We start from the raw sequence: 11378 nt of genomic DNA, 5'->3' as shown, positions 1-11378 counted from the left end.
CATGACAATCTTCCGCGGTGCAACATGACAGTGGCGAAGCCCCGTGGTGCACCGTCGAGGTGCGCGTAGCCGCAGGGCGCTGGACGCCCTGCCGTCAGATGTTGGGGGGCGTCAGCTTCAGGTAGGTCCCGACCCCGTCCAGCACCATCTGGACGGAGATGGCGACAAGAAGCATGCCCATTAGCCGCTCGATCGCGGTCAGCACGCTGCGGCCCAGCCACTTGTAGAGCACGGTGGCGGAAATCAGGATCGCGGCGGTCGCCGCCCAGGCGATCAGCAGGGCCAGGCTCCAGTCCCCCAGCCGATCCGGCTCGGAGCTGCCCATCAGCATGACCGCCGCCATGCCCGAGGGGCCGGCAACCAGGGGGATCGCCAGCGGCACGATGAAGGGTTCGCCGCCGGGCGTTTCGCCCATCAGTCCCTCGGGACGCGGGAAGATCATCCGCACGCCGATCAGGAACAGCACGATGCCGCCGGCGATGGCCACCGACTCCTGCCGCAGGTGCATCAGCTCCAGCGCGTACTTGCCGCACCACAGGAACAGCATCAGCACCACCAGCGCGATCAGCAGTTCCCGGACCACCACGATGCGCTGCCGGCGCGTCGGCAACGGCTTCAGCACGCTGAGGAACACCGGGATGTTGCCGAGCGGATCGAGGATCAGGAACAGCAGCATCGCCGCCGACAGGATGGTCATGCGCGCACTTTCCAGACCTGGCCGCGGTGGGCGGCGCCGGAAGATGACAGCAGGGTGACACAGGCACCGGCGTAATCGGCCGCTTCACGGGCCTGCAGGTCGGTGTCGTCCGCGTAGGCGCGCGACCTCAAGCCGGTGCGCATCGGTCCCGGCTGCAGCGCGGAAACACGGATCGACGACGAGCCCAGTTCCGCATGCAGCATGCCCACCATCGCGGCCAGGCCATGCTCGGCGATGCCGTAGGCGCCCCAGTAGGGCTGGCCGACACGCTCCAGGTCGTCCAGTGCGAACACGAGCGCTGCATCCTGCGACTGCCGCAGCAGCGGCAGGCATGCCTGCGACAGCCACCACGGCGCCGTCAGGTTGACGTGGACCACCCGCGCGAACGCCGCAGGGTCGGTGTGCTCCAGCGGCGTCAGCCCCTTGAACTCGACGGCACAGTGCAGCACGCCATCGAGGCGCCCCAGTTCGGCCCGCAACCGGTCGGCCAATTCGGCGTAGTCGTCGGGCGTCGCGCCTTCCAGGTCCAGCGGATACAGCAGCGGCTCCGCGCCGGCCTGCGCGACCGCGTCGTACACGCGATTCAACTTCGGCACCTTGCGGCCCAGCAGCACCACGGTGGCGCCTGCCTGCGCGCAGGCGATCGCCGCCGCGCTCCCCAACCCGCCGTGCGCGCCACTGACCAGGATGACGCGCTGGTCCAGTCCGCGCGGCGCGCGGGTGGGCAATCCGATCAGGCTCACGGCGACAAGGCCTCGGCGACGATGCGCTGGAGTTCGCCGGACTCGTGCAGTTCGAGCGTGATGTCGCAGCCGCCGATCAGCTCGCCGTTGATGAAAAGTTGCGGGAACGTGGGCCAGTTCGAGAAGCGCGGCAGGTTGGCGCGGATCTCGGGCTCTTCCAGCACGTTGATCGTGTAGAGGTGTTCGGCGCCGGCTTCGCGCAACGCCTGCATGGCACGGCTGGAGAATCCGCACATCGGAAACTGTGGCGTGCCCTTCATGAAAAGGACGATCGGGTGGCCATCCACTTCGGCCTGGATGCGTTCCATCACCGGCATGCTGATTTCTCCTTCCTTGACGGTTTGGCAACCACCGTCGGGTACACTTTCGGTCCGCTCCGCAGGCCTCGCCGGCGGATTGCCCATTGTAAGCCCTCGCATCGCTCCGACGATGCCCGGCATGCCCCTTGACCCGCCTAGCATAAGGAACCGAGCCATGGCCATCGAACTGCCCCCCCTGCCCTACGACCGCACCGCCCTGGAGCCGCACATCTCCGGCGAGACCATCGACTTCCACTACGGCAAGCACCACAAGACCTACGTGGACAACCTCAACAAGCTGATCGAAGGCACCGAGCTGGCCGACGCGTCGCTGGAAGAGATCGTGCGCAAGTCGCAGGGCGGCATGTTCAACAACGCCGCACAGGTCTGGAACCACACGTTCTACTGGAACTGCCTCAAGCCCAACGGTGGCGGTGAGCCGACCGGCAAGCTGGCCGAACTGATCAACAAGACCTTCGGCGACTTCGCCAAGTTCAAGGAAGAGTTCACCAAGACCGCCATCGGCACCTTCGGTTCCGGCTGGGGCTGGCTGGTGCAGCGTCCGGACGGTTCGTTGGCGCTGGCCAGCACCTCCAACGCCGCCACCCCGCTGACGGGCGAGGACAAGCCGCTGCTGACGATCGACGTGTGGGAACACGCCTACTACATCGACTACCGCAACGCGCGCCCGAAGTACGTCGAGTCGTTCTGGGCCCTGGTCAACTGGGACTTCGTGGCCGGCAACCTGCGCTGATCGCACGGCCAGCGCGGTACGTTCGAACGGCCGGGGAAACCCGGCCGTTTTCTTTTCGCGACGCTGGCTGCCGGATGAATCGCGGCCACCATCGCGTCAACACAGGCAGCGATGCAGGCGTTCCCCGGGGCGTGGTCCCACCCCGAGGAGAACACCATGGCACTGCGTTATGGATTGGCTGGATCCCTGCTCACCGTCCTGCTGGCGCTATCGGCGAATGCCGACGCCGCACCGCGCGACCGCGACAACAACCCGCCCGGCCCCGTCGGCGGCCGCGGCACCAATTGGGAGAACCCGCCCGGATGGAAGGGCGGCCCGGGTACGTCGCCCGACCGGCGCTGGTACCGCCACGGCGGCAAGCGCTACGAGTTCGTCGTGGTGAAGAACGGCTACTACTTCAATCCGCAGTACGGGTACTGGCACCCGCGCTACGGCTTGTGGAATCAGGCGAAGCGCTGCTGGTTCGACCTGGACAACAATCCGCCGGGCCCGCGCGGCGGCCGCGGCACCAACTGGGAGAATCCGCCCGGCCCCAAGGGTGGACCGGGCGCGTCGCCGGACCGGTTCGGACGCTGCCGCTGACGCGTGGCAGCCCGCAATGGAGAACGGCCGGGTGACCCGGCCGTTCTTCGTTCCGATCGATGGCCGCCGACGTCAGGCGGTAAGGCGCGCGATGACCGGCGCGACCTGCGCCTGGCGTGCGAGGCCGACACCGATGCGCGCCAGCGCGTGGGCGAGCGCCTCCACATCGTCGGCGCGGACGGTGGCATGTCCCACCTTGCGTCCACCGCGCGGCTCCTTGCCATAGTCGTGCCAATGGCCGCCGGCTTCCTGCAGCACGGGCGCGGCGGCAGGCATCTCGCCGATCCAGTTCAACATGCAGGCGTGCCCCAGCACGCGCGTATCGCCCAGCGGCAGGCCCAGCACCGCACGCAAGTGGTTCTGGAACTGCGACGTTTCCGCACCCTCGATCGTCCAGTGACCCGAGTTGTGCACGCGCGGCGCCATCTCGTTGGCCAGCCATTGGCCATCGCGATGGAAGAGTTCCAGTGCGAACACGCCGACGTAATCCAGCGCTTCGGCCAGCTTGCGTGCATGTTCACGGGCAGCGTGCGCCAGTACCTCGTCGATGCGCACGGGCGCCAGGCTGGCCGACAGCACGCCGTCGACATGCCAGTTCTCGGTCAGCGGCCAGGTGCGGAATTCGCCATCACGGCCACGCACCGCCACCACCGACAGCTCGCGCTCGAACGGAATGAAGGCTTCCACGATCAGCCCGACCGTCGCCGCCTGCGCACCCAGCGCTTCCCACGCCGCATCGACGTCGTCGACCGACCGCAGGCGGAACTGGCCCTTGCCGTCGTAGCCCAGGCGGCGCGTCTTGAGGATGCACGCGCCCCCGAGGCGCTCCACTTCCTCCCGCAGTTGCTCGCGCGAGGCGACATCGGCGAACGCGCCCACCGGAATACCCAGCTCGCGGAACAGCGTCTTCTCGACCAGCCGGTCCTGCGCGACGGCGAGCGCGCGCGGATTCGGGAACACCGGCACGCGTTGCGCCAGCCACTCCGCGCTTTCCGCGGGCACGTTCTCGAAATCGAAGGTGGCCACATCGACCTTCGACGCGAATTCGGCGAGGGCCGCTTCGTCGCGGTAGTCGCCGACCAGCAACGGCGCGAACTGGCCTGCGCAGGCATCCGGCGCGGTGTCCATCACGAGGAAGCGCAGGCCCAGGGGCGCGCCCGACAGCGCCAGCATGCGTGCCAGTTGCCCGCCGCCGAGGATGCCGACCGTCGTCATAGCGGCTGGCGCGGGTCGTCGTGCGCCATCACGTCATCGGTCTGGCGCGCGCGGAACGCGGTCAGCGCCGCACCGATGGCGGGGTATTCCGGCGCGAGCAGCGCGGCGGCGAACAGGCCCGCGTTGGCGGCGCCCGCGTTGCCGATCGCGAACGTCGCCACCGGGATGCCGGCCGGCATCTGCACGATGGAGAGCAGCGAATCCATGCCGTTGAGCGCCTTCGACTGCACCGGCACGCCGAGCACCGGCACCGCGGTCTTCGCCGCGAGCATGCCCGGCAGGTGCGCCGCGCCGCCGGCGCCAGCGATGATCGCGCGCAGGCCGCGCGAGGCGGCTTCATCGGCGTACGAGAACAGCACGTCGGGCGTGCGGTGCGCCGAGACCACCTTCACCTCGTAGGGCACACCCAGCGCATCCAGTTTCTGCGCGGCGTGCTGCATGGTGTCCCAGTCGGAGCGGGAGCCCATCACGATGCCCACCACGGGGCTGGAAACGCTGGCGGTCATGGCCGTCCTCGGTCGCAAAGACGTATTCTACCCTCCTGACTGAACCACCGATCGAGTCCCGACCTCCATGGACCGCAAACTGCTGGACCTCCTGTGTTGCCCCACCACCCGCCAGCCGCTGGCCGTGCTCGATGCGCGCGGCCTGGACGCGTTGAACCGTGCGATCAGTGACGGGCAGGTCAGGCGTGCGGACGATACGGCCGTCACCGAACCGCTTCGCGAGGCGCTGCTCACGCACGATCGCAAGACGGTCTACCGGGTCGAAGACGGCATCCCCGTCCTGCTTGCCGAAGAGGCCATCGCCACCACCCAGGCAGGCGACTTCCCCGCCCGATGAACGAGCGCCCGACGCCCCCGCCGGAAGACGTGGTCCGCGCCGATGCGGCGCGCGCGCTGGCCGAGGACGTCGGCACCGGCGACGTCACCGCGGCGCTCTTGCCCGACACCACCGACATCGCCTACCTGCTCTGCAAGGAAGACGCCGTCATCGCCGGTCGCCCGTGGTTCGATGCCTGCCATCGCGCCCTCGACCCGGACGTCCGCATCGAGTGGCGCGTGCAGGAGGGCGACCGCGTTTCCGCCCGCACCGTGCTGGCCACCCTGTCCGGCCGCACGCGCGCCCTGGTCACGGCCGAACGCGCCGCGCTGAACTTCCTGCAGACGCTGTCGGGCACCGCGACCACCACCTCGACCTATGTCGATGCGGTGCGAGGCACGGGCTGCACGATCCTCGACACGCGCAAGACCCTGCCCGGCCTGCGCCTGGCGCAGAAGTACGCCGTGCTGTGCGGCGGAGGGCGCAATCACCGCATCGGCTTGTACGACGCCGTGATGCTGAAGGAGAACCACGTGCGCGCCGCGGGCTCGCTCACGGCGGCGATCCGCGCCGCACGCACCGCGCAACCGTCGTTGCCGCTGATCGTCGAGGTGGAGACGCTGGCGCAGCTGGATGAAGCGCTGTCCGAAGGCTGCGAACGCATCCTGATCGACGACTTCGATGCAGGCACCCGCCGCGAAGCCGTTCGGCGCGCGAAGGCCGCACCTTACGACGGTCGCATTCCGTTGGAAGTTTCAGGCGGCGTGGATATGTCGACACTCGCCGGCATCGCCGCAGACGGCGTGGATTTCGTCTCCATCGGCGGACTCACCAAACACGTCCGCGCCATCGACCTGTCGATGAAGCTCGGTCCCGCGCCATGAGCATGTCGCCGCTCAGCGCCCTCTTGTGGATGGTCGCGGCGGCGGCCGCCTTCGCCTACTGGAATGCCGCGCGTGCGGCCGCCGAGCGCGCAGGTGTGCTGGGTCGCAATGCCTGCAAGGCAGCCGGCGTGATCTGGCTCGACCAGAGCGTGCACGCCGCAGGACTACGCGTGTGCCGTGGCGAGGATGGATGGCTGGGTTTCGAGCGCAGCTTCCGCTTCGAGTACTCGCACGACGGCATCGACCGCCATGTCGGCCGCCTGGTGCTGCGCAAGGGCGAACTGGTGTCGTTCGTGGGGCCGGTCGTCCCGTCGGTCACACCGCTCGACCTGCACTGACCCCGCTGCGATCGCAGCGGGTTATTTCACCACGCGCAGGAACGGCGGGCGCTTGCCCGGCGCCGGCGGTGTCTGGTCGTCCGGCGGCGTATCGGGCGACGGCGGCTCATCGTCGCCGTCGTGTTCCGGGCCTGGCGCAACGTCATCAGGCAGTGCCATGCCCTGCCCCGTCTCGCGCGAATAGATCGCGAGCACGGCGCTGATCGGGACGTACACCGGATGGCTGACGCCACCGAAGCGCGCGGTGAAGCTCACCGCCTCGTTGTCGATCAGCAGCCGCACGACGGCGCGTTCGGCGATGTTGAGCACCACCTTGCCTTCCTTCACCGCGCTCATCGGCACCTGCACGCCGGCCTGCGTGGCATCCACGAGCAGGTGGGGCGTCATGCCGTTGTCCGCGATCCACTCGTTCAGCGCCCGCAGCAGGTACGGGCGGTGGCTGGTCATGCGGGAGGAGTCGTCGGTCATGGGGGTCTCTGAGGCCGATCGCGAAAGGCGTGCGCGCGAATCGGCCGGGCGTGATTCCGGTTAGGCCGGAATCTCGCGGAGCTTCTTCTCGGCGTCCGTCAGGCTGCGGATGAAGCCGGGGTTGCGGAAGATGCGGTTGCCGTAGTCCTCGATGGCCTTGCCGTCTTTCGGCAGTGGCACGTCCAGCGAGGGCAGGCGCCAGATGATCGGGGCCATCGCACAGTCGGCCAGGCTCATCTCGGGGTTGAGGAAGAACTTGCTCGCCTTGAACAGCGGCACCGAGGCGGTCAGCAATTCCTTCAAGCGCTTGCGGCCGGCTTCGGCCTGCTGCTTGTTGCCCAGCTGGATGGCCTGCACTTGCGGCACCCAGTCGTGCTCGATGCGCAGCATGGCCAAGCGCAGGCGCGCGCGGGACAGCGGATCGACCGGCATGAGCGGCGGATGCGGATAGCGTTCGTCCAGGTACTCGCTGACCACCGAGGCGGCGTAGAGCACCAGGTCGCGCTCCACCAGCGTGGGCACGGAATGGTAGGGATTGAGATCGATGAGGTCTTCGGGCGGGTTCTGCGGATCCACCGGTACCAGGTCGTAGTTCACGCCCTTGGCGGCGAGCACCAGCCGCACGCGGTGGCAGAGCACGTCATCGGTGGAGGAAAACAACGTCAGTGTATTGCGCATACGTGGGCTCGCAGCCATTCACGGCTCTCCGACGACCGGAATCCGCCGATCGCACCGACGCCACCGGCCCCTTGCCGAAGGTCGCCCCGGTCCCTGAGTGTGCAATCCCCGCCGGAAAAAGCCAAGCAACCCCACGCCCGGCCGACTCCGTCTACGGCGCGGGCACGAAGCCCGCACCGTGGCGGCGATATGGCGCCCTTAGTGGACGTCCTTCCAGTACTCCTGCTTCAGCAGGTAGGCCAGGAACGTCAGCGCTGCCAGGAACAGGATCACCCAGACGCCGATGCTCTGGCGCTTCAGGGCCGCCGGCTCGCCGACATACTCCAGGAAGTTGGTGATGTCGCGCGCGGTCTGGTCGAAGTCCTTCGCACTCTGGCGACCGGCCTGCGTCACCTTGAGGCTTTCGACGTGGCGCTCGCCCGTGGCCGGATCGGCCGGACCGAACTCCGCGTGCTGCAGGCCCTGCAGTTCCCACAGGGGGTTCGGCATGGAGGCGTTCGGGAACAGCTTGTTGTTCCAGCCCAGCGGACGCGATTCGTCGAGGTAGAACGACTTCAGGTACGTGTAGATCCAGTCGCTGCCACGCACGCGGGAGATGACGCTCAGGTCCGGCGGCATCTTGCCGAACCACTTCGTCGCCGGATCGTGCGGCATCGACACCTGGACCTGCTCGCCGAACTTGGCGCCGGTGAAGTTGAGGTTGTTCATCACCTCGTCTTCGGTCAGGCCCAGGTCTTCGGCCATGCGCGAATAGCGCATGTACTTCAGCGAGTGGCAGCCCGCGCAGTAGTTCATGTAGAGCTGCGCGCCGCGCTGCAGCGAGGCGCGGTCGCCCAGGTCGTTGCCGGCCTGCAACGTGGCGCCGCCTTCGGCGGCGAGCGCGGCGAACGAGATCAGCAACCCGCTGGCGAACACAGCTAGGCGAGAGGCGAAAGTCTTAGTCATGCGTCGTCACCCGCTCGGGCACTGGCTTGGTCTTGTCGATCTTGGTCCAGATCGGCATGGTCAGGAAGAACAGGAAGTAGAAGCCGGTCAGGAAGCGGCCGATGATGGTCTCCACCGGATCCGTACCCGGGCCCGCACCGATCTTGCCCAGCCACACGAAGCAGATCGCGAACACGCCCAGCAGCACCTTCGACAGCACGCCGCGGTAGCGGTACGACTTGACCTTCGCGCGGTCCAGCCACGGCACCAGGAACAGGATCGCGATCGCACCGAACATCACCAGCACGCCGCTCAGCTTGTGCGGCACCACGCGCAACATGGCGTAGTACGGCGTGTAGTACCACACCGGCTTGATGTGCGCGGGGGTCACCAGCCTGTTGGCCTCGGTGAAGTTGTCGTGCTCCAGGAACCAGCCGCCCATGGCGGGGGCGAAGAACACGATGAACGCCGCCAGGATCAGGAAGCCACCCACGTAGAAGCCGTCCTTGACCGTGTAGTACGGATGGAACGGCACGCCGTCGGCCGGCGCGGTCGGCGACCAGCGGTTGCCCTTCGGACCCTTCTTGATCTCGACGCCATCCGGGTTGTTCGAGCCCACTTCGTGCAGCGCGAAGATGTGCAGCACCACCAGCAGCAGCAGCACCAGCGGCAGCGCGATCACGTGCAGGGCGAAGAAGCGGTTCAGCGTGGCGTCGCCGGGCAGGTAGTCGCCCATGATCCACTCGGTCAGGCCGTTGCCGATCACGGGGATGGCACCGAACAGCGAGATGATCACCTTGGCGCCCCAGAACGACATCTGGCCCCACGGCAGCACGTAGCCCAGGAAGGCTTCGGCCATCAGTACCAGGTAGATCAGCATGCCGAGGATCCACACCAGCTCGCGCGGCTTCTGGTACGAGCCGTACATCAGGCCGCGGAACATGTGGATGTAGACGACGATGAAGAACAGCGAGGCGCCGGTGCTGTGCATGTAGCGGATCAGCCAGCCCCACTCCACGTCGCGCATGATGTACTCGACCGACGCGAAGGCTTCCGCGGCGCTCGGCTTGAAGTGCATCGTCAGGAAGATGCCGGTCAGGATCTGGTTGACCAGCACCACGATCGACAGCACGCCGAAGATGTACCAGATGTTGAAGTTCTTGGGCGCGTAGTACTCGCTCATGTGCTTGCGGTACACGGGCATGAAGCCCGGCGCGCGCGCGTTGAACCAGTCCATCAGGCCATCAGCGGTACGGGTGATGATGTTCGCCATGGCTTATGCGCCCCCCTTCGGGTCGACGCCGACGATGATCGTCGTGTCGTTCTCGTAGTAGTGCGGCGGCACCACGAGGTTGGTGGGCGCCGGGACGCCCTGGAACACACGGCCGGCCATGTCGAAGCGCGACTTGTGGCAGGGGCAGAAATAACCGCCCTTCCAGTTCGGGTCGTACGGCTCGGGCTTGATCTCGGCCGCCATCTCGGGCGAGCAGCCCAGGTGCGTGCACAAGCCGACCAGCACGGAGATATCCGGCTTGATCGACCGCGTCTCGCCGGTGATGTAGGCCGGCTGCTGGTCCTTGTTGGACGACTGCGGGTCGCGCAGGTTGCCGTCCAGCGTGGGCAGCGCGTCGAGCACGGCCTTGGAGCGCTTGACGATCCAGATCGGCTGCCCGCGCCATTCCAGGATCAGGCGCTGGCCTTCCTGCAGGCCGGTGATGTCGGCGGTCACCGGGGCACCGGCCAACTTGGCCCGGGCGCTCGGATTCCACGACTTGATAAAAGGTACAGCTGCAATACCGGCACCCACTGCACCCACCACAGCGGTGGTCGCAGTCAGGAACCGGCGTCGGCCCGTATTCACAGGCCCATTGACCCCATCGATGGCCATCCGGCACTCCGCAAAACAATCAGGTAGCTAAAAAGGCTGCCAAGGCCGCACCCCAACACCGGTGCGGGCCGCAAAAGACGGCAAAGTGTAACGGAAGGCTTAATCGGCCGACAACGGCTGCCTTGAAATCAAGGAGTTGCGCGCGCATCGGCGCGCTCCGAACGACTCAGCGCGCGGCAACGGCCTGGCGGTAGCGGTCGGCCAGCACGGCCACGCGCTCCACGTAGCGCTGGGTTTCCTTGTACGGCGGGACGCCGCCGTGGCGGTCTACCGCGCCTTCGCCGGCGTTGTAGCCCGCGGCGGCCAGGGTCAGGTTGCCGTTGAATCGCTTCAGCAGCCACGCCAGGTACTGGGTGCCGCCGCGGATGTTCTGGCCGGCGTTGTAGCTGTCGCTCACGCCGAACCGGCGCGCGGTGGCGGGCATCAGCTGCATCAGCCCCTGCGCACCGGCATGGGACAGGGCCAGCGGGTTGTAGGAGGACTCGGCATGCATGATCGCGCGGATCACCGCCTCTTCCACGCCGAATTCGCGCGCGGCGGCGGCTATCTCGGCCTGGTACGCGCCCGTATTCAGGCGCAGGCGACCGAAGTCCACGCTCGGATTGCCGCAGGCGAAGCAGGTTTCGATGTAGCTGTACTTGATCGTGCGCAGGCTGGCGACCTGGGTACTGCCGCGCGGGCGCGTGCTCGTGTAGTGGCGCACGCCGTCCTTGATGTAGGAGTAGACTTGGCCGCTGACCACGCGGCGCGGGCCGGTGGCGGGCGCGGGCGCAGGCGGCGCGGAGGCAGGAACCACTGCGCTGGCGGAATCGGAAAGCGCCGGGGTCACGGCGGCGCCCAGTGCCGGCGCGACAGGCGGCGGTGCGGCCGGACGCGACACGGTGGTGACCTGCGCGGGGCGGCTGCGATCCGGGGTGTAGCGACTGATCACTTCGCAGCTGGCGCCGCTGACGCGCTTGCTGACGTAGTTCGGCACACCGTCATCGCCGGTGCACTTGTACAGCGTGCCCGCGCTGGCCGGCAGTGCGGTCAACGCGGCCAGTGTGGCCAGAAGCGTCAGAGTCCCCCTCATGCCGCGCAGTGTCC

The 11378-nt window shown here is 67.6% G+C and carries 16 protein-coding genes; 5 read left to right on the top strand and 11 right to left on the bottom strand.

Translation table 11 applies throughout. From position 1 onward, the window contains the following. Positions 1 to 94: 94 nt before the first annotated feature. From ASD72_RS01535 to grxD, 3 genes are read right to left on the bottom strand one after another with little or no spacing between them, the layout of a single operon-like run. A complete protein-coding gene (locus ASD72_RS01535) occupies positions 95 to 697 on the bottom strand; it encodes a YhgN family NAAT transporter (protein ID WP_056878202.1) in 603 nt (200 codons plus the stop codon). Next, positions 694 to 1440, bottom strand: a complete 747-nt coding sequence (locus ASD72_RS01530) for an SDR family NAD(P)-dependent oxidoreductase (protein WP_081420066.1) — start codon at positions 1438 to 1440, stop codon at positions 694 to 696. The genes ASD72_RS01535 and ASD72_RS01530 overlap by 4 nt, the downstream gene beginning before the upstream one ends. Then, a complete protein-coding gene (gene grxD / locus ASD72_RS01525; RefSeq protein ID WP_056878201.1) occupies positions 1437 to 1757 on the bottom strand; it encodes a Grx4 family monothiol glutaredoxin in 321 nt (106 codons plus the stop codon). The genes ASD72_RS01530 and grxD overlap by 4 nt, the downstream gene beginning before the upstream one ends. A gap of 157 nt (positions 1758 to 1914) precedes the next feature. Between grxD and ASD72_RS01520 the strand changes: the two genes are divergently transcribed. Beyond that, complete coding sequence (locus ASD72_RS01520) at positions 1915 to 2493, top strand: Fe-Mn family superoxide dismutase (RefSeq protein ID WP_056878200.1); 579 nt, start codon at positions 1915 to 1917, stop codon at positions 2491 to 2493. A 156-nt stretch (positions 2494 to 2649) separates the two neighbouring features. Then, positions 2650 to 3075, top strand: coding sequence for a hypothetical protein (locus ASD72_RS01515; RefSeq protein ID WP_056878474.1), 426 nt, complete (start codon positions 2650 to 2652; stop codon positions 3073 to 3075). 72 nt (positions 3076 to 3147) lie between these two features. Here ASD72_RS01515 and ASD72_RS01510 read toward each other — a convergent pair whose 3' ends face one another. Both ASD72_RS01510 and purE read right to left on the bottom strand, forming a co-directional pair. Then, positions 3148 to 4290, bottom strand: coding sequence for a 5-(carboxyamino)imidazole ribonucleotide synthase (locus tag ASD72_RS01510; RefSeq protein ID WP_056878199.1), 1143 nt, complete (start codon positions 4288 to 4290; stop codon positions 3148 to 3150). Continuing rightward, positions 4287 to 4796, bottom strand: a complete 510-nt coding sequence (purE, locus tag ASD72_RS01505; RefSeq protein ID WP_056878198.1) for a 5-(carboxyamino)imidazole ribonucleotide mutase — start codon at positions 4794 to 4796, stop codon at positions 4287 to 4289. The genes ASD72_RS01510 and purE overlap by 4 nt, the downstream gene beginning before the upstream one ends. Before the next feature lie 67 nt (positions 4797 to 4863). Between purE and ASD72_RS01500 the strand changes: the two genes are divergently transcribed. From ASD72_RS01500 to ASD72_RS01490, 3 genes are read left to right on the top strand one after another with little or no spacing between them, the layout of a single operon-like run. After that, the gene (locus ASD72_RS01500) at positions 4864 to 5133 is read left to right on the top strand and encodes a Trm112 family protein (RefSeq protein ID WP_056878197.1); all 270 of its coding nucleotides are present in this window, start codon (positions 4864 to 4866) and stop codon (positions 5131 to 5133) included. Continuing rightward, on the top strand, positions 5130 to 5996 hold the full coding sequence (nadC, locus tag ASD72_RS01495; protein WP_056878196.1) for a carboxylating nicotinate-nucleotide diphosphorylase: 867 nt from the start codon (positions 5130 to 5132) through the stop codon (positions 5994 to 5996). The genes ASD72_RS01500 and nadC overlap by 4 nt, the downstream gene beginning before the upstream one ends. Next, positions 5993 to 6334, top strand: coding sequence for a DUF3301 domain-containing protein (locus ASD72_RS01490; RefSeq protein ID WP_056878195.1), 342 nt, complete (start codon positions 5993 to 5995; stop codon positions 6332 to 6334). The genes nadC and ASD72_RS01490 overlap by 4 nt, the downstream gene beginning before the upstream one ends. Positions 6335 to 6355: 21 nt before the next feature. Here ASD72_RS01490 and ASD72_RS01485 read toward each other — a convergent pair whose 3' ends face one another. The 6 genes from ASD72_RS01485 to ASD72_RS01460 form a co-directional block, all read right to left on the bottom strand. Further along, positions 6356 to 6802, bottom strand: coding sequence for a ClpXP protease specificity-enhancing factor (locus ASD72_RS01485; protein WP_056878194.1), 447 nt, complete (start codon positions 6800 to 6802; stop codon positions 6356 to 6358). A 60-nt stretch (positions 6803 to 6862) separates the two neighbouring features. After that, positions 6863 to 7498, bottom strand: coding sequence for a glutathione S-transferase N-terminal domain-containing protein (locus tag ASD72_RS01480; RefSeq protein ID WP_056878193.1), 636 nt, complete (start codon positions 7496 to 7498; stop codon positions 6863 to 6865). A 180-nt stretch (positions 7499 to 7678) separates the two neighbouring features. Next, the gene (locus ASD72_RS01475; protein WP_056878192.1) at positions 7679 to 8425 is read right to left on the bottom strand and encodes a cytochrome c1; all 747 of its coding nucleotides are present in this window, start codon (positions 8423 to 8425) and stop codon (positions 7679 to 7681) included. Next, the gene (locus ASD72_RS01470; protein ID WP_056878191.1) at positions 8418 to 9677 is read right to left on the bottom strand and encodes a cytochrome bc complex cytochrome b subunit; all 1260 of its coding nucleotides are present in this window, start codon (positions 9675 to 9677) and stop codon (positions 8418 to 8420) included. Before ASD72_RS01470 ends, ASD72_RS01475 begins: the two co-directional genes overlap by 8 nt. A gap of 3 nt (positions 9678 to 9680) precedes the next feature. Then, a complete protein-coding gene (gene petA / locus ASD72_RS01465; RefSeq protein ID WP_056878190.1) occupies positions 9681 to 10292 on the bottom strand; it encodes a ubiquinol-cytochrome c reductase iron-sulfur subunit in 612 nt (203 codons plus the stop codon). A gap of 166 nt (positions 10293 to 10458) precedes the next feature. Beyond that, positions 10459 to 11373 carry a lytic transglycosylase domain-containing protein gene (locus ASD72_RS01460; protein ID WP_056878473.1) on the bottom strand — a complete coding sequence of 305 codons (915 nt, stop codon included), beginning with the start codon at positions 11371 to 11373 and terminating at the stop codon, positions 10459 to 10461. Between the last annotated feature and the right edge of the window lie 5 nt (positions 11374 to 11378).

Origin of the sequence: Pseudoxanthomonas sp. Root630 (assembly GCF_001427585.1) — a bacterium.
Lineage (GTDB): Bacteria > Pseudomonadota > Gammaproteobacteria > Xanthomonadales > Xanthomonadaceae > Pseudoxanthomonas_A.
This window is presented reverse-complemented; position numbering and strand designations above follow the sequence as displayed.